Annotated in this window: 17 protein-coding genes; 15 read left to right on the plus strand and 2 right to left on the minus strand. The window is 41.5% G+C overall.

Going from position 1 to position 25,966, the window contains the following annotated elements:
* The first annotated feature begins 209 nt into the window (after positions 1–209).
* The gene (locus tag PQG66_RS06720) at positions 210–377 is read left to right on the plus strand and encodes a hypothetical protein (protein ID WP_272036589.1); all 168 of its coding nucleotides are present in this window, start codon (positions 210–212) and stop codon (positions 375–377) included.
* 89 nt (positions 378–466) lie between these two features.
* Here the strand turns inward: PQG66_RS06720 and PQG66_RS06725 are convergent, their stop codons facing one another.
* Positions 467–826, minus strand: coding sequence for a winged helix-turn-helix transcriptional regulator (locus tag PQG66_RS06725; protein WP_272036591.1), 360 nt, complete (start codon positions 824–826; stop codon positions 467–469).
* A 269-nt stretch (positions 827–1,095) separates the two neighbouring features.
* Here PQG66_RS06725 and PQG66_RS06730 point away from each other — a divergent pair, with 269 nt between their 5' ends.
* The 14 genes from PQG66_RS06730 to PQG66_RS06795 all read left to right on the plus strand — a co-directional run bounded on the left by PQG66_RS06730 (position 1,096) and on the right by PQG66_RS06795 (position 22,220).
* Positions 1,096–2,433, plus strand: coding sequence for an NtaA/DmoA family FMN-dependent monooxygenase (locus tag PQG66_RS06730; protein ID WP_272036593.1), 1,338 nt, complete (start codon positions 1,096–1,098; stop codon positions 2,431–2,433).
* 21 nt (positions 2,434–2,454) lie between these two features.
* Entirely contained in the window at positions 2,455–3,195 is a 741-nt protein-coding gene (gene nfsA, locus PQG66_RS06735) for an oxygen-insensitive NADPH nitroreductase (protein WP_272036595.1), read from the plus strand.
* A gap of 161 nt (positions 3,196–3,356) precedes the next feature.
* Positions 3,357–4,088: an NADPH-dependent F420 reductase gene (locus tag PQG66_RS06740; protein WP_272036597.1), complete on the plus strand. Its 732-nt coding sequence runs from the start codon at positions 3,357–3,359 to the stop codon at positions 4,086–4,088.
* 237 nt (positions 4,089–4,325) lie between these two features.
* Positions 4,326–4,751: a MarR family winged helix-turn-helix transcriptional regulator gene (locus PQG66_RS06745; RefSeq protein ID WP_272036599.1), complete on the plus strand. Its 426-nt coding sequence runs from the start codon at positions 4,326–4,328 to the stop codon at positions 4,749–4,751.
* Between the two features lie 259 nt (positions 4,752–5,010).
* Entirely contained in the window at positions 5,011–5,979 is a 969-nt protein-coding gene (locus PQG66_RS06750) for a LacI family DNA-binding transcriptional regulator (RefSeq protein WP_272036602.1), read from the plus strand.
* Positions 5,980–6,164: 185 nt separating this feature from the next.
* Positions 6,165–7,124 (plus strand): ABC transporter permease, encoded by a 960-nt coding sequence (locus PQG66_RS06755; RefSeq protein WP_272038094.1) that lies wholly within the window; start codon positions 6,165–6,167, stop codon positions 7,122–7,124.
* Positions 7,125–7,137: 13 nt separating this feature from the next.
* Positions 7,138–8,034 (plus strand): carbohydrate ABC transporter permease, encoded by an 897-nt coding sequence (locus PQG66_RS06760; RefSeq protein ID WP_272036604.1) that lies wholly within the window; start codon positions 7,138–7,140, stop codon positions 8,032–8,034.
* 105 nt (positions 8,035–8,139) lie between these two features.
* Entirely contained in the window at positions 8,140–9,753 is a 1,614-nt protein-coding gene (locus PQG66_RS06765) for an ABC transporter substrate-binding protein (RefSeq protein WP_272036606.1), read from the plus strand.
* A 27-nt stretch (positions 9,754–9,780) separates the two neighbouring features.
* Positions 9,781–12,246: a PfkB family carbohydrate kinase gene (locus PQG66_RS06770; RefSeq protein WP_272036608.1), complete on the plus strand. Its 2,466-nt coding sequence runs from the start codon at positions 9,781–9,783 to the stop codon at positions 12,244–12,246.
* Complete coding sequence (locus PQG66_RS06775) at positions 12,243–14,522, plus strand: GH32 C-terminal domain-containing protein (RefSeq protein WP_272036610.1); 2,280 nt, start codon at positions 12,243–12,245, stop codon at positions 14,520–14,522. Before PQG66_RS06770 ends, PQG66_RS06775 begins: the two co-directional genes overlap by 4 nt.
* A 121-nt stretch (positions 14,523–14,643) precedes the next feature.
* Positions 14,644–19,113: a GH32 C-terminal domain-containing protein gene (locus tag PQG66_RS06780; protein WP_272036612.1), complete on the plus strand. Its 4,470-nt coding sequence runs from the start codon at positions 14,644–14,646 to the stop codon at positions 19,111–19,113.
* A gap of 436 nt (positions 19,114–19,549) precedes the next feature.
* Positions 19,550–20,209, plus strand: a complete 660-nt coding sequence (locus tag PQG66_RS06785; RefSeq protein WP_272036614.1) for a hypothetical protein — start codon at positions 19,550–19,552, stop codon at positions 20,207–20,209.
* 425 nt (positions 20,210–20,634) lie between these two features.
* Positions 20,635–21,597: a nucleotidyltransferase domain-containing protein gene (locus tag PQG66_RS06790; RefSeq protein ID WP_272036616.1), complete on the plus strand. Its 963-nt coding sequence runs from the start codon at positions 20,635–20,637 to the stop codon at positions 21,595–21,597.
* Positions 21,598–21,611: 14 nt separating this feature from the next.
* Positions 21,612–22,220, plus strand: a complete 609-nt coding sequence (locus tag PQG66_RS06795; RefSeq protein WP_272036618.1) for a hypothetical protein — start codon at positions 21,612–21,614, stop codon at positions 22,218–22,220.
* Positions 22,221–23,093: 873 nt separating this feature from the next.
* On the opposite strand, the gene PQG66_RS06800 is transcribed toward PQG66_RS06795, so the two are convergent.
* Positions 23,094–25,607 (minus strand): WG repeat-containing protein, encoded by a 2,514-nt coding sequence (locus PQG66_RS06800; RefSeq protein ID WP_272036620.1) that lies wholly within the window; start codon positions 25,605–25,607, stop codon positions 23,094–23,096.
* Positions 25,608–25,966: the final 359 nt, after the last annotated feature.

Consider the following 25,966-nt stretch of genomic DNA (forward strand, 5'->3'; position numbering starts at 1 on the left):
TCATGACAAAATTTGATTTTATGTGGACTGCATATAACAGATTCAAATGAACATAATAATGTCCGAAATAAAAAAATGCAGGTAAATAAATGCCAAGCCTAAGAGAAGTAAGTGAAAATGTTATATTGTTAATTTTTTTTTAGTGCCTTTAAACACTTTTAATTCTCTAACAGCGGAAACTGCCCAAGCTGCATTCGGTTTAAGCGGAAATGGAATCCAAAATTGTCGAGGGACAAGAACATGTTCCCATTAAAGTCGCTATATTAGCGGCTTTTTTATTTTATCGGTACAAGTTCTTGTCCCGAGCCAAGGACAAGAACTTGTACCGAGCCAAGGACAAGAACTTGTACCGATTACCGAAATGGACAAGAACATAGTCCGTTTGCCGATTAGATGTACATCTAAACATTGATCACATAATTCACGAAGCAGTGACCTTAGTAGTAGTTGCTCCATTTTTATTACTTTATGTAATCCTTTGTCCACCGAATTCTTTACCGAAGTTCTCCATCTTTTCAAGGATTGGGAGTAACTTCATTCCCTTTTCTGTCAACGAGTACTCGACTCGCGGAGGTACTTCCGGATAAACATCACGTTGAATAACGCCATCATTCTCTAATTCCTTAAGTTGCTTGGTAAGCGAGCCTTGAGAGAGATCTCCAAGAAATTTTTTAATGTCCGAATAACGACGTGTTTCATATTTTAGATACCATAATATAAAATACTTCCAGCGTCCAGAAAGAACATTCTGTGTAAAGGCTATCGCATACATATCACTATTTTCATCTATGAACTCTTGTTCAAATCCCTCATTACAAACCCTCATTGATATCACTCCTATTTTATAGGTACAGAAAAATGTACTATGTTCATTTAAATTGCCCTCTTTGCAAACCTAACGACTGCACTTATGATTGGATCAACAACCACCAAAACAAACCCAGTAGATATTAATTTAAAAGAATTTATTAGTTATATATTTAGCATGCTAAGTAATCATTATATTTTTTAATGTCATGGTTAGCAAGCTAAACTACTAACTAATTGTATTGCAAATCTACTAATTGTTTATATGAAATGAAGGGAAAGAAAGATATGCAAACAAAGAAGAAGATGCAATTGGCTCTACAGATGGTTTCAGGATACGGAGGTGAATTCAGCGCTTGGAGAGTGCCTGGCACTGACCCAGCAGCTTATACAAATATAGATAGTTATGTCGAACGGGCGAAAATAGCCGAACAAGGGAAGTTTCAAATGATTTTCATTGCCGATACTCCTTCATTAACTGTGAACTTAGGCCCTCAAACGCCTATGTTCCCAATGGATCCGATGTTGGCACTAATGGCAGTAGCCCGAGAAACGAAACACATTGGACTTGTTGCTACACTCTCCACGACATTCAACTATCCATACAACATTGCGCGTCAGTTCAAAGCACTGGATGTAATTAGTCAAGGACGTGTAGGCTGGAATGCGGTTACTACATCTGACCCTTCAGCAGCTGCAAATTTTGGTGCAAAAGTTGCCAACCGTGAAGAACGGTATGACAAAGCACACGAAAGCATACAAATTGTTCAGGCTTTGTGGGGAAGTTGGGAATCCGATGCTTGGACACTTGATGTAGAAGGAGGAAAATTCGCTGATATGGACAAAATCAAGCCAATAAACCTTCAAGGTCAATATTATGCATCTCGTGGTCCTTTGCCAATTCCCCCTTCTGAACAAGGCCAACCTGTTATTTTCCAAGCGGGAGGAGGGGGTGAGGGATTAGAATTAGCTGGGAGATATGCTTCTGGCGTGTACGCGAATCCATATGATATTGAATCTGCGCGTGAACAAAGACAAGCGATTCGACAAAGTGCCGTTCGTTTCGGCCGAAAACCTGATGATATCAAAATGTTTGCTGGTTTTATGTTTTCGCTGGCATCAACCGAAGAAGAAGCCTTGAACCGTCGAAAACAGCTTATGAGCTTTAATCCTCAAGAAATTCCGAGTCGGGTTAGTTATCTGGGTTCAATGATCGGTTTACCCTTGTCGGTAAACTCGATAGATATTGATAAGCCTTTACCTGCTGACTTGTTGAAAAATGCATATGCCCAGCCAATGGATCCACGTTCACCAAAAGCCTTGAATTTATTGCTACAAGGGCTATCCGTTCGCGATGTTCTTGCCCATGGGGTCATTAATTATCATCCCGTCGTTGCAGGAACACCCATGCAAGTTGCTGATTTTTTGGAAGAATGGTTTTTGGCTGAAGCGTGTGACGGTTTCTCTGTCGTCCCCGATATAGCTTTTGATGGCGTTGCGGATTTTGTAGAGCAGGTTGTACCAATCTTACAGGAACGCGGTTTGTTTCATACCGAATACGAAGGAAAAACCCTTCGAGAGAATATGGATGTTCCATACGAATATGGGATGAGGGAATTAGAATAAACCAATAAAGGAGAGATTTTAGTGAATCATACACTGGAGTTGCTTCATAATCACACATCATTTCGTTCGTACACCTCGCAACCTCTGGCTGAGGAACAAGTCGATGCGATCTTTAAGGCCGCCAGTCAAACTTCATCGTTCAGTCTTCTACAGGCCGTATCCATTATTCGTATCACTGATCCGACTCTGAGAAAAAAGGTGAGAAAGCTTTGTGTTGACCAACCTTATATTGAAGAAGCGGCAGAATTTTGGATTTTCTGTGCCGATTTTAACCGAAACCATCAAATTGCTCCGGATGTAGATATCGAATATATTGAATTCCTCCTGATTGGTTCATTTGATGCCGGGCTCATGGCACAAAATGCATTAACTGCGGCTGAATCTATGGGACTAGGCGGTGTTTTCATTGGTGGGGTTAGAGCTAACATTGAAGAATTATCAGACTTGTTGGACTTACCGAAGTATGTGATTCCTTTGGTTGGATTATGTATAGGTAGTCCCACGGGGAATAAACCTGAACTGAAACCTCGTTTGCCTCAATCTATGGTATTACTTGAAAATCAGTACCAGGAACTCGATCAAGATAAATTGGCTATGTATGACAAAACCATGTTGAAGTACTATGAAAATCGTCCGATAAGAGCTCCTTTCACAGTGAAAAAAGTAACAGGATGGAGTGATCACATTCAGGATCATCTACAAAGAAGTATCTTACCTCAAATGTTGGACTATTTGAACAAGCAAGGATTTGCTAAAAAGTAACTTTGAAAACCTCATAGCTGCACTTCGTTCTTTTCAGAATATTATGATACTATTTTGGTTCTTAAATCATGAGTTCATACATTAAGAGCTGTGCATTAAATTTACATGTTTAAGTTAAACATGAATCACAGAATAGAATATCGAATAGGAGTGAAGAAATAATGAGATTCGGAATAATTGGCGCAGGACCTATTGCGTTATCAATTTCAAAAAAGTTAGTAAATAATAACCATGATGTGAAAATTGCAGATGCTCGTGGTATGGAGCGATTGGAAGGGAAACCACTTATCGCAACGCCTGTCAAGGTAGAAGATGTAGTTTTAAATATTGATGTTCTCATCATATCTATTCCTCTTCATGCACTACCTAATATTCGTAGTATAGTTGGAAAAACGGCGGATGAAGTTATTATCGTCGACACTTCCAATTATTATCCTCAAATGGGAGTGAAAATCGATGAGATCGAGAATGGGATGGTTGAAAGTGTCTGGGTTACAAAACAATTAGGCAGATCAATTATCAAAGCTTTTAACAATTTGTTAGCCTATACTTTAGAACATGAGGGTACACCGGAAGGTAGCAGTCGTCGCATTGCCGCAGCTATTGCCGGTGAAGATCTTCAGCAAAAGCAAACAATTATGAGCATAGTCAGCGAATTAGGTTTCGATACGGTCGATAGTGGTAATTTAAATGATTCATGGAGACAGCAGCCAGGAACACCAGCATATTGCACAGAACTAACCAAAGAGGAATTAACTGAAGCACTTCAAAAGGCAAATAAAGAACAAGCCCCATTTCTGCGGGACAAAGTTATGGAAAAGCTGATCACGGCTTCTGGTGAATATTCGCATAACGAAATCGTCAACCTAAATAGAGAAATATATAATTCCTAAATCAACGACTCTGATACTAATTTAGAAGAAACGGCAGATGAGGACACGTAATAATGTCTATCTGGCGTTTTTTTAAAATTTGGGTCACATACAGTACAATTCTCAGTAGAGAAATTTGCTAAAAATGATGGCTTAAGCACCAGGGTGGTTTAGACTTGAAAGTACATTGACTACTAAAATAACGTCGTGATACATTTAGTTTACTAAATATTAATCAGCATAAAAGAGGGATACTACATGACAGATAAAGTAGACTGTGACATTCGCCAGTCTTTAGATCGGATTTCCTCCCAAATGCGTCGTAATTATAGTGAATCACTGAGGGAACTTAATCTTTATGTAGGGCAAGATAATTTGCTGTATCGTCTGTGGATGGGTGACGGGGTTACACAGATGCAGCTATGTGAACACTTAAAATGTGAGCCTCCAACAGTAACAAATATGGTTAAATCACTGGAGCATAACGGATTTATATATCGTAAACGTGATGTACAAGATGCGCGAGTCATGCGTATTTATCTGACCGAAAAAGGAAAAGAATTAGAAAAACCAGTTGATAAAAAGTGGAGGGAGCAACAAGAGAAATTGCTTCGATCCATTTCTGAGGAAGAACGTCTGACATTAAGAAAGCTAATGCAACAAATGGAGAGGAATATAATATAACTCTCTGTAGGAAGAGAAGTATATTTATTATTATCTGTTTCTGTTCATTCACAGGACAGATAAGATTCCAAAAAATTCATCTCAACAATTATTTGTCCAGTTATCAATCTTTGTGAATTGGAAATACCATTTTTGAGCCGCAATTTCGCGGCTTTTTAAACTATAATAAGACCGGTTGGAAACGTTTCAAAAAAGTATTGAAACGTTTCCAACATGATGCTATTATATATTTCATAACAAAGCTTAAGCGGGAGGTTAAATGTCTAGTATTAAAGATGTGGCCAGTTTAGCTGGCGTAGCTGTGGGTACCGTGTCCCGTGTAATTAACAATTCGGGAGCAGTAAAACCTGAAACACGTAGAAAAGTTGAGAAAGCTATTCAAGAGCTGAACTATTTTCCTAATGAAGTCGCTCGCAATTTCAAGATGCAGAAATCAAAGACCGTAGCATTATTACTCCCAAGTATCTGGAATCCCTTTTTTTCTGAGATGGCTTATTACATAGAAGATGAGCTGGATCAAGAAGGCTTTAAACTTATGCTGTGCAATAGCGGCGGTAAGCCCGAAAAAGAGTTGTATTACCTGGATATGCTACGACAAAATAAGGTTGCTGGTATTGTCGGTATAACGTATAACGATATCGAAAGCAGTATAAGCAATACCATTCCAATTGTAAGTATCGACAGACATTTCAATAAGAAGATCACGTGTGTAACATCAGACAATTATGAAGGAGGGCGAATGGCTTTAAGAAAACTGGTTGAAGCAGGTGCAACAAGGCCCGCTTTTATTGGAAGCGTTACTTCTGTCTTTAGTGAAACGATGAATCGAAGAAAAGGGTTTGTTGATGAAGCTAAAAAAATGAACGTTGACTATGTGGTATACGAAAAGCCAGATCCCATTATTGACGATAACAGCTTTTTTAACGAGTTTTTCAATACACATCATAATGTGGACGGTATCTTTGCCATAACGGATCTTTTAGCTGCTAATTATATCGATAGGGCAAGCAGACAGGGTATTCGTGTGCCAGAGGATGTTAAAGTCATTGGATATGATGGAATTCAGGACCACCCTTATTTCCATCCCATATTGTCGACCATCAGGCAACCTGTAGAAGAGATGGCACGTACAACGATTAGGCTCTTATATCAAAAATTCGAAGGTGCGGCGCTCGAAAAGGATGTATATCATCTACCTGTACAATTTAGACAAGGTGAAACGACTTAACGCAGAATACTGATCGTTAGCTTTTATTTTTGCTAACGATCTAAGAAATATAAACACTATCTGTTCTCTATGAGTGGACGGAAGAACTGAAAGGGGGCTTTTTTCAGACAAAAGTGGAAACGTTTCAATTAATTTGGAAACGTTTCAATGGACTACAATTCTACAACGAAGAGGGGAATACACGGGTGAATCCAAAAGACTCTACAAGCTATAAACCCACATTTAAATCTACACATCCATTATGGACTCGGGTTAAACGCGACTATGAGCTGTATCTATTTTTGCTACCCATTATACTCATATATCTCGTTTTCAAGTACTACCCAATGTACGGTGTACAAATTGCATTTAAAGATTTCTCGCCAAGCCAGGGAATCTGGGGAAGTGAATGGGTAGGACTCAAGCATTTCATTGATTTCTTTGATTCCTTTGATTCCTATAACTTCTGGTCAATTATGACTAATACGTTAACACTCAGTTTTCTGTCGCTCCTATTCGGTTTCCCAGTCCCGATCATCATCGCAATAATGCTGAATCAGATGTTAGGCAAACGCTACAAGAAATTTATCCAGACTGTTATTTATGCCCCGCACTTTATTTCTACCGTCGTGCTTGTTGGGATGCTTCATGTTTTCTTGTCGCCAAACAGTGGGATCGTTAACCATCTTATCACTTGGTTTGGAGGTGACCCTGTTCTGTTCATGGCTGACGAAGGCTGGTTTCGTCCATTGTACATTCTGTCTGGAATATGGCAGGAGACTGGGTTCTCAACGATTATTTATCTCGCAGCACTAGCGGGAGTGAATCCAGAACTGCATGAGGCAGCCATAATGGATGGAGCAAGTAAATGGAAACGAGTTTGGTATGTAGATATTCCAAGTATTCTACCGACGATTGTTATCTTACTGATATTAGCCTTAGGTAACATAATGAGTATCGGTTTTGAGAAAGCATTCCTCATGCAAAATGATTTAAACTACGCTACTTCTAATATCCTCCCAACCTATGTTTATGAGATGGGGATTCAGAAGGCACAATACAGTTTCTCAACGGCAGTCGGGCTGTTTAATTCCGTCATCAATATTATCCTGATTGTCACCGTCAACCGAATTGCCAAAAGATTGACGGAAACCAGCCTTTGGTAAAGGAGAGTATGCAATGAATCATTTATTAAAAAGAAAAAGTCGTGGAGATGTTTGGTTTGATGTGATCAACCTCTTCATGTTGAGTGTGGTTATGCTACTCGTTTTATTTCCGTTGTACTTTGTGTTGATTGCCTCTTTCAGTGATCCGAATCATATTTACTCTGGAGATGTGTGGCTTTTTTCAAAAGGTTTTACATTGGATGGATATGAGCGAATTTTTAGTGACTCAACAATCTGGATTGGGTATGCTAATTCCATTTTGTATGCCGGGCTAGGAACATTAATCGGCGTAGCTGTAACTGTATTTGCTGCCTACCCTTTAGCTCGAAAAAACCTGGCTGGGAAATCCGCAATCATGTGGTTTTTAATGATTACCATGTTCTTTAGCGGTGGACTTATTCCTACGTATCTATTGATTAAAGATCTCCATATGTTGAACACCATCTGGGCTCTGGTTATTCCTGGTGCCGGCAGTGTGTTTAACGTCATCATCGTAAGAACATTTTTCCAATCGTCTATCCCTGATGAACTTTGGGAAGCTGCGTCAATTGATGGTTGTTCCAACACCCGATTTTTCTGGAGTATCGTATTGCCCTTGTCAAAATCCATCATTGCCGTCATGGTGCTATATCATGTGGTTGGATTCTGGAACGGTTTCTTCGATGCATTGATCTACATGAACGACGAGAGCAAGTATCCACTTCAATTGGTGCTGCGCAATATCCTTGTACAGAATCAAGTGAATTCCGGCATGATGATGGATGTTGAATCTTACGCAGCCAAGATGCGTGTGACGGAGCTTATTAAATATGGTGCCATCATTGTATCGAGCTTGCCGCTGCTCATTTTATATCCTTTCTTACAAAAGTACTTTGTCAAAGGTGTAATGATCGGTTCAATCAAAGGTTAGGTTGAAATTAACAATACTTGAGAGGAGGGATGTACGGCAAAGTTCAGATAAAGTCATGTTCTAGATGTACTTGATGAGAGAAAAGTTCTTAGGGAGGTTCATACGATGAAATTAGTATTTAAAGGTGCGGGGATTTTAATCATATCTGGTGCCATTGTCATAAGCGGATGCTCAGGAAACAATGGCAGCACCAATCATTCCAATCAGGCTATCTCTTTTAACAAAACGGGACTTCCGATTGTTGAAGAAGAAATTTCTTTGAAAATGATATCTCCAAAAGCCGCACTGGCACCGGAGTATTCGCAAATGGAGATCTTCAAACGGCTCGAAGAGCAAACCAACGTGAAGATCGAATGGGAGAATATCCCTGATACCGACTTTACAGAGAAAAAGAATTTGTTACTGGCCAGTGGAAATTTACCGGATGCATTTTACGGGGCGGGATTTACGGATTATGAACTAATTAATTACGGTAAAGATGGAACCATCATTCCGTTGGAAGATTTAATAAATCAATATGCACCTAATCTGAAAGCGCTTTTAGAAAATCGGCCTGATATCAGGTCTGCAATCACAGCACCGGATGGACATATTTACGGGTTACCTTCTTGGGAAGAGAATAATCTGGGGACCAATCCCTTCTTCCACGTAATCAATAAAAAATGGCTCGATAAATTAGGATTGGATATGCCACAGACTTTGGATGAATACACGGAAGCACTGGTTGCTTTTAAGAGCCAGGATCCAAACGGAAACGGTAAAGCCGATGAGATTCCTTTAAGTTTTATGCATATGCAGTGGTGCATGGATATAGCGGGAATTTTCGGAGCGTTTGGACTTCCGGATAACCTGGAGCACCGTGTTGTACGGGATGGTAAAGTCATTTTTACAGCAACTCAGCCAGAATACAAGGAAGCGCTTAAATACTTCAATGAAAAATGGTATAAGCAGGGCCTGATTGACCCTGAGTCCTTCACTCAGGACGCGGCGCAGTATCTGGCCAAGGGGAAAACAACGGAGGAAACGCTCGGTTCCTACATCTGGTGGGAGAAGGAAGAGGTTGTGGGAACAGAACGAGGTCAGGATTATGCGTTGCTGTCACCATTAAAAGGACCTGATGGTGCACAAACGATCGGGCGGAGCAATGGCGGTGGTCCCGGTCGTGGTGCATTCGTAATTACAAAAGAAAACCAAAATCCTGAGATTACGATGCGATGGATCGATCAGCAGTATGAACCCTATATGGCAGCACAAATTCACTGGGGACCACTGGATGTAGTGTTTAAAAAGGACGAGAATGGAAAATTGGTAAACTTGCCGCTACCTGAAGGAATCTCTGCAGGAGAATATCGTCAAAAAGTGGCTCCAGGCACAGGAGGACCCGGTATCATAACCATTGATGACTTCGGAAAAGTGGTGGATATGGAACCTCGTGCCCAGCAGCGTGCTAAAGATTTAGAAACCTATTACGATCCTTACATGGAAAAGGAAAACTACCCTAGCATCTTCTTTGAACCTGACGAGCTAGACAAAATCAATCGGATTGAATCGGAACTCATAAAATATGTGAACACTCAACGCGGTAAATTCATTGTTGATGGCGGCGTGGAAGAACAGTGGGACAGATATGTGAAAACGCTGGAGAAAATGGGCCTGAACGAACTGATGGAAATCTATCAAAATGGGCTCGATCGTTATAATGCAAATTTAAATAAGTAGATTATCATACGATGGGTGGAGAGAACTGTGCTTGATGTCATTGCCATTGGAGAAGTATTGATAGACTTTACTCCTGCTGAACCTTCAGCAGGAGGCAACGAACAGTTTGAATGCAATCCTGGAGGAGCCCCCGCTAACGTAGCCGTGGCGTTATCTGAATTGGGAGTTAAAACGGCATTCATTAGCAAGGTGGGAGAGGATCGTTTCGGCTCGCTACTGCATGAAACTTTACTGAACAAGGGAGTGGACGTATCAGGACTGTCCTTTACTAGCCAAGCCAATACAACGCTTGCATTTGTTCATTTAGATGAAAAAGGAGACCGATCGTTCAGTTTCTACCGGAAGCCAGGAGCGGATACGTTTTTGAGCTTGCAAGATGTCCCTCTAAAGCAAGTTGAACATTGTAGATTATTGCATTTTGGATCCTTGTCGATGACCCATGAGCCTGCACGTACTGCAACAAGAACTGCTGTGGTGAAGGCCAAAGAGGCTGGCGCATTGCTTTCTTACGATCCGAACATTCGGTTCTCGCTATGGGAGACTAAAGAGGAAGCAAAACAAAATATCCTTTGGGGAATGAAATATACGGACATCCTGAAGATATCGGAAGAAGAACTTTCTTTTATTACGGGTACAACTAACATTGAAAAAGGAGCTTTAGAACTGCAGCAGCAATTTGGTATCACCGTCATTGTCGTCACCTTAGCCGAAAAAGGTTGCTACTACAGACTGCCTGCACACGAAGGATATATACCAGGTTTCTCAGTGCAAGCCGTCGACACAACAGGTGCTGGTGATGCTTTTATGGGTTGTTTGCTATTTAAGTTACTCGAAAGTGAAATGCCATTAAGTCAGATAACACAGGACCAAATCTACAGCACTTTGATATTTGCTAATGCCGGTGGGGCATTAGTAACCACACGGAAGGGAGCTCTTCAATCAATGCCGACGACAAATGAGATAAATAAAATGGTGGAATCTAAACAGCTCAATCATGATAGTTGGAGACCCGGATTTCATTTTTCGCCTCCTTCCCACTGGTTAAATGACCCGAACGGATTAGTTTATTACGAAGGAGAGTATCATCTATTTTATCAATACCACCCCTACAGTAATCATTGGGGACCGATGCATTGGGGGCATGCCATAAGCCAAGATCTGATTCACTGGCAACATGAACCTATCGCATTATTCCCAGATGAACATGGAGCTATTTTTTCTGGTTGCTGTGTCGTGGATTGGAATAATAGTAGCGGTCTCTTCAACGGTTCTCACGGATTAGTAGCCATTTTTACGCATGCAGACACAAATCCAGAAAGTGGGCAGCCCAGGCAGAGGCAAAGCTTGGCATACAGTAGCGATAAAGGCCGTACTTGGCATAAGTATGCAGAGAATCCGGTTCTCGCTGAACCTGATCTGATTGATTTTCGCGACCCTAAAGTGTTCTGGCATGCCGAAAGTGAGCGGTGGGTTATGGCTATTGTTGCGGGAGACCATGTTCGCTTCTACTGCTCGGAGAATTTGCTTGAATGGTCACTGACAGGGGAATTCGGACATGAAGAAGGCTCGCACGATGGGGTATGGGAGTGCCCAGATCTATTTGAATTACAAATCGATGACACCGGGCACACCAAATGGGTGCTTATCATAAGCATTGGAGACAATCCTGCATGTCCGGAAGGTTCACGCACCCAATACTTTATTGGAGAATTTGATGGGTATACATTCATCAATGACAATTCAGCTGATCATATTCTGTGGTTAGATTATGGTCGGGACAATTATGCAGGGGTTACCTGGTCAGATATACCGGAACAAGACGGACGACGAGTAATGATCGGCTGGATGAGTAATTGGAAATATGCCAACGACACACCGACCGATTCCTGGCGAGGGTCCATGACTCTTCCTCGAGCGTTGTCTTTGACCAGCAGGGATGAAGGCGTGGTTTTAATCCAAATGCCTGTCCGGGAAATAGAGCAGTTACGAAATGATTCCTTGAACTGGTCTGATCTTAAAATTACACCGGAGACGCCGTTCAGCCAAAAGACTAGCCATGATTTAATGGAGATAATAGCGGACATGGGTATGGGGTCTAGTGGCGAGGTTCATATCGTTATGAAATCCGCCGGGGGAAATGAAACGATTATTGGATATGATCCTGTACGCCAATGGTTATTTATCGACCGCTCGAAGTCGGGCCTGACTGACTTCCACTCCGCATTTCCAATCAAGCATGGTGCCAGCATGAAACCGGAGAATGGAAAGATTAAGCTGCATTTTTGGCTGGATCGAAACGCGATTGAAGTATACGGGAACGAAGGCCTGGTTGTATTAACCGACCAGATTTTCCCGGATGCTTCGATGGATACGATTTCAATTCATGTAAAATCAGGACAAGTGATACTAGACTCTCTTCATATAGTTACTCTCCAATCCATTCACCTTCGAGAGCAGCTTAAAGAGCAGGTATCAGGGAGGAGGGACGTATGAGCAAAACATCTGATAATCAAGGTTTATTGATGTCCTGGGCCTTCGATGAAGGTTCAGGGATTAATACTCTAGAGAGCGTTTCGCAAGCAAACGATGAGATCGAGTATGTTCTTCGACAAGCGGAGTTTTCTGAATCCCGTGATCCCCAATGGAGACAAGGAGTGAGGGGAAAAGGGCTCCTTTTCGATGGATACTCGACTTATATTTCCCATTCCTTCAAAGGTGAATCTTCATATGGAAATTTAGAAAGTGGAGGGGCTCTCAGTTTAGGAGTTTGGGTAGCGCCACGCTCTTATGAATGGGGCTCTGATGGTAAGCTGGCTGCCATTGTGAATCACCACAATAAAGATCGTAACCAAGGTTTTCTACTCGGGATGTATCGTCACGGCTCCTGGTCCTTTCAAGTCGGTCTTGAAGGAGGATGTTGGAAGGAAGTTTGGTCACCGGACGGTTATGAGTTGCCCAAGAACGAGTGGTCTTACGTGAATGCTGTATTTGATGGGAACCAAGGAAAGATGAAGCTATATTTAAACGGCAGTGAAATCGCTTCTACAGAAATTCCTTGTGGTTCCCGTATAGCCCAAGCGATGGACACGGAACTGCTCATTGGTAAGAATAATCACAGCAGCCTGTTGGCTGAGAGATTCAGCCTTCACATGTTTAGCGGTATCCTTGACGAACTCAACATCTATAACCGGGCATTAAGCGAGGAAGAAGTGGCGAAATCTTATCGAGATGTGTTGAATACCAGCCATGGAGGAGAACACCCTGAATTATCGTATGAAGAAATCAAACTAGATCGGACACCGCTGCTATCGGATCGACATAGACCGCAGTACCATGTCAGTCCACCAGCTCATTGGATGAATGAGCCTCATGCACCGATCTATTTTGCCGGGCAATATCACTTATTCTATCAGCATAACCCCCTTGGGCCATATTTTCATCAGATTCACTGGGGACATTGGGTTAGTAAGGATCTCGTTCATTGGCGGGATCTTCCTGTGGCCCTTGCCCCTGAAAAAGATCCACTCGCCCCGGACGGGATTTGGTCGGGGAGTGCAGCATATGATGCAGACGGTCTGCCTGTCTTATTTTTTACGGCGGGAAATGATAGCGCTTCGCCGAATCAGAGTGTAGCACTTGCACGAAGCACTTATCTTCAGGATAGGGAACCGGATCTGGTTCATTGGGTTAAACATCCGGAGCCGTTAATTGTGCAAAAAGAAGGCATGGGTGCATTCGGTGATTTCCGGGATCCGTACGTATGGCAGGAAGACAACCACTGGTTTGCTTTGGTGGGGTCGGGAATGGAAGGCGAAGGTGGAGCAGCCCTGGCCTTTGTCTCACATGATATGTTGAATTGGACGTACAAAGGGCCATTATTTAAAGCAGACATTCAGAAGTTTCCTTATCTTGGTCCGATCTGGGAGCTTCCTGTGCTTCTTCCACTCGGTAGTAACAAGCAAGGGGAGAACAAACACCTCCTGCTCGTGAGTCCTGTAGGACAAGGAGCCGATGTCGAGGTGTTCTATTGGATCGGTCAGTTTAACAAGCAAAATTTATCGTTCACTCCCGACCAAGAGGAGCCTCAGTTGATTGATGTGGGTGACTTCCATTTCACGGGTCCGAGCGGAATGGTTGATCCGAAGACAGGAAGGAAGATCATATTCACAATAGCTCAGGGTGATCGAACGTCCGACTTGGAATTTAAATCGGGATGGGCTCATAATGGCGGCTTACCTTTAAGCGTATATTTGCGGGATGACGGACGGCTTGGAATCGAGCCGATTGAGGAGCTTCGACTATTGCGGGGTGCGAAGTTAATTTCGTTTAATGATAAATCACTGACTGAAGCAAATGATTTCCTTCAAGGTGTTCAAGGCGACATGCTTGAAATTCAATTGGAAATGGAACCGAGGAGTGCCAAAAAATTCGGAATTAAGATCCGCCGTACACCGGATGGAGAAGAAGAAACGCTGCTATTTTATGATAAAAATGAGTTTATATTTGCTGTAGATCGTACAAAAACCACAATTCATCCAGGGGAAAAATGTAACGGAGTTCAGGGTGGTAAGCTGGACCTTCTGGAGGAGAATTTGAAACTACACATTTATTTGGACCGCTCGATGGTTGAAGCTTATGCCAACGGCTTAAAGAGTCTGACGACCCGGGTGTATCCGAGTCGTAAGGATGCTGTGGGCCTTGAAATCTGGGGAGATGGAGAACTGTTCGTTAAATCGCTGGACATATGGGAGATGAATTCGATTTGGTAAAACGAGTGCTTTTGTGAAGTATTTCCTTTGTACTCCTTTCTTACATTATGGCTATTCATCCTTGTTATAAGAGGAGCTGTCGAATGTTATAGAGATTCCAAATGATATAGGAGGCTCTTATATGAGAAATAACAATACAAGGACAAAGTGGACCATTCGATTCGTTATATGGACACTTCTTCTCCAGCTTATTGCTCCTGAAATATCTTTTGCAGCAGAAGAAGCAGAACAAGCACTCTCCACAAAAAAAGACGTGAACATATCAGTTACGGATTCGGTTTACCAAATTGAAAATCCTGGTTTTGAGACTGGAGATATGGCAGGGTGGACCATAGTCAAAGGAAATGCTTTCGGTGCAAACAGCGTATCCAATGAAACCACATGGTGGGCAGAACAAATACCGTATAACCAGGAAGGTGAGTACCATTTAAATGGTTGGAGAGTGGACGAAGCGGAGACCGGTGTACTTCGTTCCAGTACCTTTGAACTAAGCGGAAGTGGCTGGATCAGCTTCAAGCTTGGCGGAGGTGAAAATTCCAACAAGATATATGTGAATATCGTGGAAGCTGACACAGGGCAAGTTATTGCCAGATACGGTAACAGTGCTTTCGCCGATATGGGCTTCCCAGATCCTGACCAGGGCATGAGACTTGCTAATATGGAGCAGTATAAGGCGGATCTATCCGAACATTTGGGCAAGAATTTGTATGTGGAGATTGTCGATCAGGCAACCGCAGACTGGGGAGTGGTATTTGCGGATGCTTTCTTTATGTACCATGAAGCAGAGCCGGCAGAAGGTATTCCAGCCCAAGATATCAAGCCTGACTTCGAGCGCTATCAGATTCAAAATCCCGGTTTTGAAACCGGGAACTTAACAGGTTGGACGATTGTAGAAGGCGAAGCATTTGGTCCGGATAGCATATCCGACGAAACAACCTATTGGACGGAACAAATCCCGTATAATCAGGAAGACACGTATCATTTAAATGGTTTGAAGTATAACGAGACTGCGACAGGTAAGCTTCGTTCCAGCACATTTGAGCTGGGTGGAACAGGCTGGATTACCTTCAGAATGGGCGGAGGTAAGCATCCGGATCAAGTATACGTGAGCGTGATCGATGCGGACACAGGGGATTTAATAGCCAGGTACGGAAACACCGAATTCAACGAATCCGGGTTTCCTGATCCGGCCCAGGGACTGAGGCTTGCGAATATGGAACAATATAAAGCCGATCTCTCTAAGTATATAGGCAAAGATCTGTATGTGGAGATCGTCGATAATGGGCAATCCGATTGGGGAGTCATATTCGCGGATGCCTTTCACACCTTTCACGAAATTGTACCTACAGAAGGTGTCATGGCAGAGAACATTATGCCGACCGAAATTGAGAATCCCAGTTTTGAAACTGGAAATTTGGAAGGTTGGAGTGTGGAAGGCGATGCTTTTCAAGTGACTGACGAAGCGCTCACTGGCAAGGAAGGGGATTTCTATGCCAAGTCATCTGTGGAAGAACAGGGTAACATTACCTCCAATCCATTTACGCTGCAGGGCACGGGAACCATTACATTCACTATTTTGAATATCGAAGGCAGCTCTGAAGACGCTTACGTCGGACTCTATGATGCAAGCAATGATGCATTACTCATGAAAACAGGTAATTTGAACAATAACGAGAAAGTTTCTTGGAAAGCGCATGAGTATTATAATAAAAAGCTCTATATCAAGGTTGTAGATCAATCTAGTGAAGCGAGTATAGCCGTCGATGCTTTCCAAGCTCGTGCTAAGGGCGTCATTTTCTACATGAACTTTGATGAGGGCTCAGGAATCAAGGCGCGTGAGGAAGTGACCAACCTTGAGCATGAGGTGCGCTATGTATTTAACGATGCCAGATATTTGTCCTCCAAGGATCCGAGATGGACTCCGCGTGGAGTTAAGGGCAGTGCTCTATTGTTTGATGGTTATTCAAATGAAATCGAGGTTGACGCAAAGGATGTCGTTTCAGTAGGCGATGCATTAACAATTGAAGCTTGGGTAGCACCACGCAGTTACGAATGGGGAGACGGAAACAAGCTGTCCGCCATTGTAAACCAGTCCAACCAAGACAAAGCGGAAGGTTTTGCCCTAGGCATGTACCGACATGGTTCATGGTCCATGCAGCTCGGAATAGGTGGCCAGTGGATTCAGGTATGGGTCAAAGATCATCCACTCGAGAAATTCAAGTGGAATTATGTAGCAACCACGTTCGACAAAAAGGATGGAAAGATAAAGCTGTACCTGAACGGTGAGGAGGTTGCTTCCCAAACTACCCCTGTCAACCTTCCGATTACACCATCGTCAGAAAGTTTGATCATCGGTAAGAATAATAAACCCGTAGAGCTGGCAGGACTGTTTTCTTATAACATGTTTTCCGGACTTATTGATGAGGTGAAACTGCAAAATAAAGCTCTTTCCCAACAAGAGATTCTTGCTGAATATGAGAGTGTTAAGACTCTTCATAGCAATTTGATCCCGGAAATTCCAAATGGTGATATTGACGAGGACCCAAGTGTGTTTGACGGTGATCAGCATCGCCCACAGTATCATGCGATGCCTCCGCAAAACTGGATGAATGAAGCGCATGCACCAATTTACTATAACGGAAAATACCATTTATTTTATCAACACAACCCGCAAGGTCCATACTGGCATCAGATTCACTGGGGGCATTGGGTGAGTGACGATATGGTACATTGGGAAAATGTAAGGCCAGCTCTTGCTCCCGAAGCGGGTACACTTGATCCGGATGGCGCATGGTCAGGTAGTGCATCGTATGATCGAGACGGCAATCCAGTTCTTTTTTATACCGCTGGCAATGACTCCTTGTCACCGAACCAAAGAACAGGCCTGGCAACGCCTGTTGATTTGTCCGACCCCAATCTGGAACAATGGGCAAAGCATCCCGTACCAGTTACAGAGCAGAATGGAAATGGCATCCACAATGAGTTTCGGGATCCATTTGTATGGTACGACGAAGAGGTAGATAAGTGGTATCAGTTAGTGACCTCCGGTCTAGAAGACTTCAGCAGCGGTACTGCTTTAGTGTATGTGTCCGACGATATGTACAACTGGGAGTATAAGGGACCTTTATACGTTAGTGACAGAAGCCTCTATCCGGAGCTGGGCACGGTATGGGAATTACCGGTATTACTGCCGGTAGGTAAGGATAGTACGGGCAAGCAAAAACATATATTCATGATTAATCCTCATGAAAAACCTGAGCACGTTGCACCTGCAAACGATGTTCAAAGAGATGTAGAGGTATTCTACTGGATTGGCACTTGGGATCGAGAAAACTTCAAGTTTATCCCTGATCAGGAGTCTCCCTCTAAAATGGATGTCGGCGATGGCTATTTAACAGCCGAAAGTGGTATGGTTACACCTGATGGAAGAACCGTGATTTACTCCATGGTTCAAAATGTGAGAACACCGCAAGCAGAATATCAGGCTGGATGGGCACATAATCTGGCATTGCCGGTTTCGCTAAGCCTGGATGAGCACGATGACTTGCTTATTGAGCCAATTCAGGAATTGCAAAGTCTTCGGGGAGAAAAGGTCGTTAACTTTTCAGACAAAAATATGGATGCCGCTAATCAATTGATTGAGAATGTAAAAGGCGACATGCTAGAAATTATCATGGAAATTGAGCCTGAAGATGCTCAAAAATTCGGGCTTAAGGTACGAAGATCTGAAAATGGCCAGGAAGAAACACTGATTTACTACAACAAATCTAATGGGACTTTTAATGTAGATCGGACAAAGAGCAGCATAGATCCGGATGTACGTGTGGATGGCATTCAAGGTGGATATGTCGATCTGGACGGAGAGAATTTGAAACTTCATATTTTCCTTGACCGTTCGGTTGTAGAAGCATTTGCCAATTACAAGAAAAAGCTTACAACTCGTGTTTATGTTGGACGATATGACTCGTTGGGGTTGCAGTTATGGGCTGATAAGAATATCACGATCAAATCCATGGAAGTATGGAATATGAACGCCTTAACTGGGGAGCCGGCTGCTCCGGTGGATGTACCAGACAACTGGGACAACTCCGTGTATACCGATATTACAGATCTGCCTAACCATGACTTTGCTACAGGTGATTTGACAGGCTGGATCACAGAAGGAGATGCTTTCCAGGATGCCCATGTAACCGATACTAAGTTTTTCTGGGATACAATCTATTTCAATCCATCACAAAAAACCCCAGGCAGGTATCACTTATGGGGATTTAATGAGGCAGCCGGTGGTGATATCTTGACGGGTATGCTGAAAACGGAGAACTTTGTTCTTGGTGGGAATGGTAAAATCAACTTTCTAGTCAGTGGAGGTCGTGATATTGACAAGCTTTATGTAGCGCTTGTTCGAGTATCTGACGGCAAAATGTTATTTAAAGAAACAGCAACTAACTATGAAGAATATCAAAGGAAAATCTGGGATGCTTCAGAATATATAGGGGAAGAGCTATATATTAAGGTCGTAGATGAATCGACAGGTGGTTTTGGACATATAAATGTTGATGATTTTAATGTGCCTGTTAAGATCACACAATGATTTTTTTAATAAAAGGGTGTAGTTATTAAGAGTAGTTTATCATGAGCAGCTTGCCATCAGGCAGCTGCTCAATTTTGGTTTTATCACTAGACTTTAGGTCAGGGATGTAGAGAGCGGAACTAACTGCTGAGGTCGTCCAAGTAAACGCTCATATCGTTAAAAAAGTGGTTTTTTTACCGTCTCCATCTCCATTTAGTTCGCCTCCTTTTTACCGATGATTGCGAGGAATATATCTTCCAATTTAACTTTATTGAAAATTCAGAACTATGATGAAATGTTTTAAAGTATAATATATCCAGTAGTTGGTCTTTACTTCGTATCGGTAATCGTGCCTAATCATCGTAGGGACAAATAAGATCAGGAATAAACGATAAAGAATTGAAAGGCTAGCGTCGTACTACAATTAAAAATGTTTAAGAACAGGAGTGTGAATAAATTGATCATTAACAGTAGTGTTTCTGGAACAATTATTGTTCGCCAAGCTCAAACTGCTGGGGGACTGTCGTATCGTGAAGTAGCACCCTTTAAAGAAGAATGTGTATACGACTTGTCTGAACACAGTTTTAATGTCCATCGCAAAGATGATAATGGTATAAATATTAACTATGGTAATGAGCCTCACGGCATGGTCCATCTCAATCTACCTCAAGGGTTAAATGTTGATACAATAAGGTTGAGTGGTCAAGCTAAAGTCCTACTTGAGCTACCTTGTGATTACGTAAATATTTCTTCTTCCGGTCAAGGATCAGTTGTATTTGTGAAAAAAGTAAACCATATTCAAAGCGCTTTAAGTGGGCAATCCACGCTGATGGTAGCAAATGGAACAGCCATAGTAGGAAATATTTCGGGACAATCATGGATTACAGCTGTCCATACTCAATTTATAGAAGCTAATATCTCGGGGCAATCCTCTCTATCGGTAATTGGAGATGCGAAGAGAGTTTATTTAAGTCTCTCTGGTCAATCGAATGCAGTTATCACTGGAGATGTAGAATTGATTTCGGGTACGATTAACAGTGGTTGTACTTTAATGCACAAAGGCAAGGCTACTAATCATACTGACTTAAAAGGTACGGGATATATTAATTTGGAATAATTATCTGTATTGTCGTACTTGCAATCGGGCTACGGCTGTTCAGCCGATTGTACATTTTGAAAAAAGTAGCTCGTTTTATGCAGGTTAGTCATAATACATGAATAAAACGAGCTTTTCATTTGATACAGGGTGATGCATTTATTATCCAGAATAACAGTCGGGGGAATGCTTTTTTCTTACTAATGTCTATGCACAATATAATATTTCTGGCGCAGCTTCTCGAATATACGACCAGCGAGCTTTGGCAGCTTAAACCGTAGCAACGGTTGGCGCATTTACCACTCTATACCGTATTCAGAGAATACAGTTTTTTTAGGCGTATAAACATTACTAATAATTGAAGCCTCAATTGTCTAAATGAAATATAAGATGTATAATCTAAGCAAACGTTTGTTCCTAAAAAGAGGATTTATGGAGGCTATCACATGAAGTTTACCGAGACCATGCTCAATAATTTTTCTCAACCACTCAGTAATACAGAGGATCAACAATGTAAGAATGCAATTAACATGGTAGTTAATTCAATAAAGCCATTAGGATTTCAAGAAAAGAGTTTAAGCTTAGAACCGATGTATGCTGATACATATTCGTATTACCAAGTATTAGAATCCACTTCAAGCAATAGAAGGATAAAAATATTTTTGCAAGGTTCCTATGCAAATAACACAAATGTCCGTACTCAAAGTGATGTAGATATAGCAGTTGTGGAAGAGGACATATTTATTACTAATTATCGGCAGGGTGTCAATGACGCGAACTATAGATTTGTAACTGCTCAACCTCGCCCTCAATCTTTTAAAGATGAGATTGAGATTGCGCTAACAAACACATTCGGAACCGATGTAAGTAGAGAGAATAAATCAATAAAAATCAATGGCAATTCTTATAGGAAAGATGCAGATGCAGTACCATGTCGTAGATATAAAGATTTCAGCTTAGATTATCGCGATGATCCCACTAATTATATCGGTGGTATTGTTATATCTGCAGATTCTGGAGAACAAGTCATAAATTATCCAGAGCAACACATCAAGAATGGTAAAGAAAAGAACGTTTCGACAAATCATTATTATAAAAAAATGGTCCGTATCATGAAAAAAATGCGTTATCTGATGAAAGAAAATGGGATTTCTTCTGCGAACGGAGTTAGTTCATTTGCTTTAGAATCCTTATTATGGAATGTACCAAACGAGTATTATTTGGAGTACAAAGATTATCGTAAAGTGTTTATGTTCTCTAAGTTAATAGATTACTTGAATAGCCGTTGGTGTACACTAAATACATTTAAAGAAGCAAATGGCATAAAACTATTGTGTCCCAATTCCGATATTGAAGAAAAAATGAGATCATTCATCAATGCTCTCACAATTTTTTATGAGTATGAGTAGGGGGATCTTGATATATGTATAACTCGAGGGTATATTGGAGGATATGGATTATTTTGGGTATATTGATATTCTTAACAATTGTTTTGTTTAAAGGTCCACCTTACAACTTCTTTATAATTGCTTCGGCTGCAAGTGCTGCGGGCTTTTCGTTATTAATAGAGGCTCTGTTGTTTAAACGAATAATATGGATGAAATTCCCACATTTATTCCATCCCTGGTTGTGCACAGTACCTTACATCGGAGGAAGGTGGGAAGGGACAATTCAATCAGACTACATTGATAAAGAAACAGGAGAAAAGGTAGAGCCCATACGTACGAGTATGGAAATAAGACATGAATTTGACAGAATCAAGGTAACGCTTGAGACAGATAAAAGCTTCAGTAGTAGTTATACAAGCGATATATGGATTGATGAGGCTGGCCGTAAGTATCTGTGTTACACATATTATAATGACGCAGATGAGAATAGAGATACTAACCCAAATCATGATGGAACAGCAAAGTTAAGGATTAGTTTAAACGATGATGAACAACCCCTTTTGAAGGGGCATTATTTTACTGGTAGAAAGACAACAGGAAAAATGGAGTTTAGAAGAGTAGATAAAAAAAATTCGAAAATATAAAAGTTACGGTGATCATACTTTGATTATATGTATGAAAACTAGTGAGATATACTATGTGCTTCTATTGAAGGGGAACGATAATTCAATAAAACCAAGGTAGCAGCCGACAAATAAAACTGCACCCCAATCGTTAGACACTATAACCGAGTTATATGCGACCACTGTGCTGGTCGTATTTTTTATTATTGAAGCAAACAAATGTCGAGGGATAAGAACATTTTTCCATTCAAATAATATGTAGTAATGAATAGGAACTTTTTGGAGACATATACATATGTACAAAATACGAGTTTTGTGAAACAGTCGTAAAGATTACGAAGCTTAACTGAGGTTCTAAACCTATTTACACATGTTCGTTCTTTGATTTCATGTTTTCTCGTTTATCTCTTTTTATCTTTTTCTCTATGCAGTTTGTTTATTAAATCGCTAATACACTCTAATTCATTGCATTTCTTATTTAATGTCATCATTCCCAGACGATTTGTGACTTAAACTCAAACTTTAAAATTTGAACATATCAGATCTCATTCAATAATATCACGACTTTTAGAAACGATATCTTATCTGTGAACCCATTTTGTCATATTGGTGCAATTAATATTTACATTAATAAATCATATCTTCGATCTATATTTAACTCAAATCGTTTCTTCTGACTGACTTTCTCCAACAACACTTTGTGATTTTTTTAACAATCCTCTTCCTAAAACAAATTCATATCTCTTAATATCTACTACTCATTGATCCATTCTAATTCAACGACAATTGTTTTACTTTACATTTTTATGGTGCTCTTCCCCCTCCAAATCCCAAATATAGAAGCCATACTGCACATATGGCCTCTATATGTGTTTCGTCTTTCCCTAGTTACATTTACATATGAAATGCTCTCCAGAAAGACCCTTCTGTATTAATGATATCTATAATCTGGCTAAACGGAATTGTAAATGTCGGAAATCCTGCAGCATAGGGTGCAATATCGTAAGGATTGAAATAAAGATGCAGTGCATCAGCTGTCACAAAAAAGGGCTGGTTCGCACTTATGCCCGTGTACGTATCTGGGAAAACATAAGAATACTGCGGATCATTTTTGATCTGCTCCCCTACAATCTGGCTTAACACCCTCACATAGTTACTGTTGGGCTTGAACAAATCCTTCAGCTCATACAACTGGCCATTCGACAGATTAATAATGGCATAGATCATCGTTGGCATACCGTGCGCTGCACCAGCTGGATAGTTATAACCAGTCAATTGCAGTTGAAGCAGTTGTTGCTGATAGAACGTAATATCAAAATCCCCCGTATACGTATAATCCAGCTGCTGATCCGGGGGGATCGGTTTAACCTGGGAAAGTTCCTTGAGCCTAGCATTCAACGTATCCTGCTCTGCCGGATTGGCTAATCCTCCAACTTGGGGATAATAGACCAGATAGTCTCGGTTAGGCTTGTATTTCTCCTCACGTACCAGGTAAGGCGGATGCAGAGGTACGATTGTATTTTGCTGCCAGATGATCTGTCCAGCCCGGTTCACATAGGATAAACGTTGATCTACAAATACTCTAATCAGATCAGGAGCCACTACTTCCATGGATCCTGCCCCTGTCACACGTGGATATCCTGGAGCAGGTCTACCGCTCAAATCCAGCAGATAGGTCTGAATACCATCTGAAGCAGAAGCAAGACCGTGTTTGTAATTTTCTACATTCCGATACATAAAGTCCGTTAATATCCTGCCATTCATTTCAGCAATTGCATACATCGATCCAATATATGGCTGCTGGGGATCAATTTCTTTTCCAAGTGCATACCTATGCTCGCCAAGCTCGCGAATGTCGTTATAGATGGGTTGAATTACAAACGATCCCTGCATATCGATGACACCGTAGTTTGATCTATAATCATCTGACGTATTAACAATAGCCTGCCCACCGTTAAAAGGGAGTGCATAAGTAAACTTCGGCTGAATACGAATATTGCCCCGTTCATCAATGTATCCATATTTGCCTGAGGATTCTTTTTGAAAAGCCAGCAAACCATCCCCTAGCGGCCCTACATAGGCAAATGGATACGTTGCAAGTCGATTTCCGTTCCGGTCAATGAGAGCATATTCCTGATCTTTAATCTGTACAACGGCTTTACCATGCTGAAAATCATAAGCCGACACGAATTGTGCTCGGATCACTTCATTTCCCGAGGCATCCAGATAACCATAGAGACTTGATGAACCATTGGTTGGATTGGGGTTATCATCGTAAAATAATGCTCTACCCTCATGCATATCTGCAATAAATGGGTAAGCTCGTTTGGTCAGAACTGTGCCTTGCTCGTTAATCATGTTAAACCCTTGAGAATTAATGGCCATCGCCCGCTCTTCGGAAAAAGAATTAATGGAATCGTACACAGGTTGAACCACGTACTGTCCTTGAAGATTAATGACACCAGCCCGGCCGTTCTTCACAACGACCGCCAATCCATTCGGCTGAAACGCCTGTGCCTCCTCCAGGACCGGCTCTAGACGGATATGTCCTTGTGCATCCATATAACCCCAGCGAATCCCGCTTGTTGTTCGAACGGAGATTGGATATAACCATGTCGTGACTCTGACATGACCCCTGGTAGTTGCAGGCAGTGCCTGCTTTATCTTTTTCTCCAGTTCAAGCAACTTCTCTCTCGAAGGATACGCTTCTGGAAAGCTCAGCGCTTTCTGAACCGAAGTGAGCGCTGCTGGGTAAAACCCGGCATGATATTGAGCATCCGCAAGGTAATACCAGTAAAATACATAGTCGGGATAATGCTTAGTTAATTGTTCGTAGTATTTTACCACCTTAGGATAGTAAGCATGGTATACATCCGTGGCTGGAACCCACTGTCCTTGCTGCCACCGAATAATCTCCACCCGATAGGCTTCCCCGGTATCATGTATCCATAGTGCAATCTCGACTTTGCCATCTCGTCCTTGTGTACCAGGTATATCAATAATGTCGGCATAACTGTAATACAAATCATCTGGAGCAATATCCGTGAGCCCGGATTCTGTCCATTCATACACTGCAAGTTTGGACCAAATCGCTCCAATCTGCCAGCCCACAATAAGATTATTTCTTGCCGTTGAAGTTACTGGCGATGCTGTTAACAGAGTAACACCATAACCCATCCCTTTTGTCAGAGCCATCTTGATCCAATACCCTTGTACAAATTTTAAAATAAGCAGATACAGCTCACTATTTAACTGGTAAACTGCTGCAATCTCAGGCATGCCATCGCCTGTAAGATCAGCCGCATACACAGCCGGATGTTGAACCGGCTTATCAATGGTAATAACCGTTGCACCCACCGGAATATGTTGATTCACAATTTGTAGTAATAGCGGTTCACTCATCGACATCTCCGCTTCCTCCCTTATGACCGCATTCGCCTAATGGTATGCTTCATAACTAGAGATATGACACGAAAATGCTTCCTATACTGCTCTACAAGAGTCACTTAGATGGTTAACCTCTGAGGAATCCTATATAGAGTATGAGAGAACTCAATTATCTCTAATGAACGCATCCATTTTAATGGACACTTAATCACACTTTCTGTAATATTATGGATATGTTATCAAACGATTTTTACATAAGACTGTCCCGTCCCTTTTGTAAAAGTGGGTATAATCAATTGAAATTTGTATAGATTCTCGTCAGTAAATGATATACACAAATCTATAACCATATGTATCGCCATATGTATCGCCTACTTGCC

Source organism: Paenibacillus sp. JJ-100, from assembly GCF_948329825.1.
In the GTDB taxonomy this organism is placed as follows: Bacteria; Bacillota; Bacilli; order Paenibacillales; family Paenibacillaceae; genus Paenibacillus.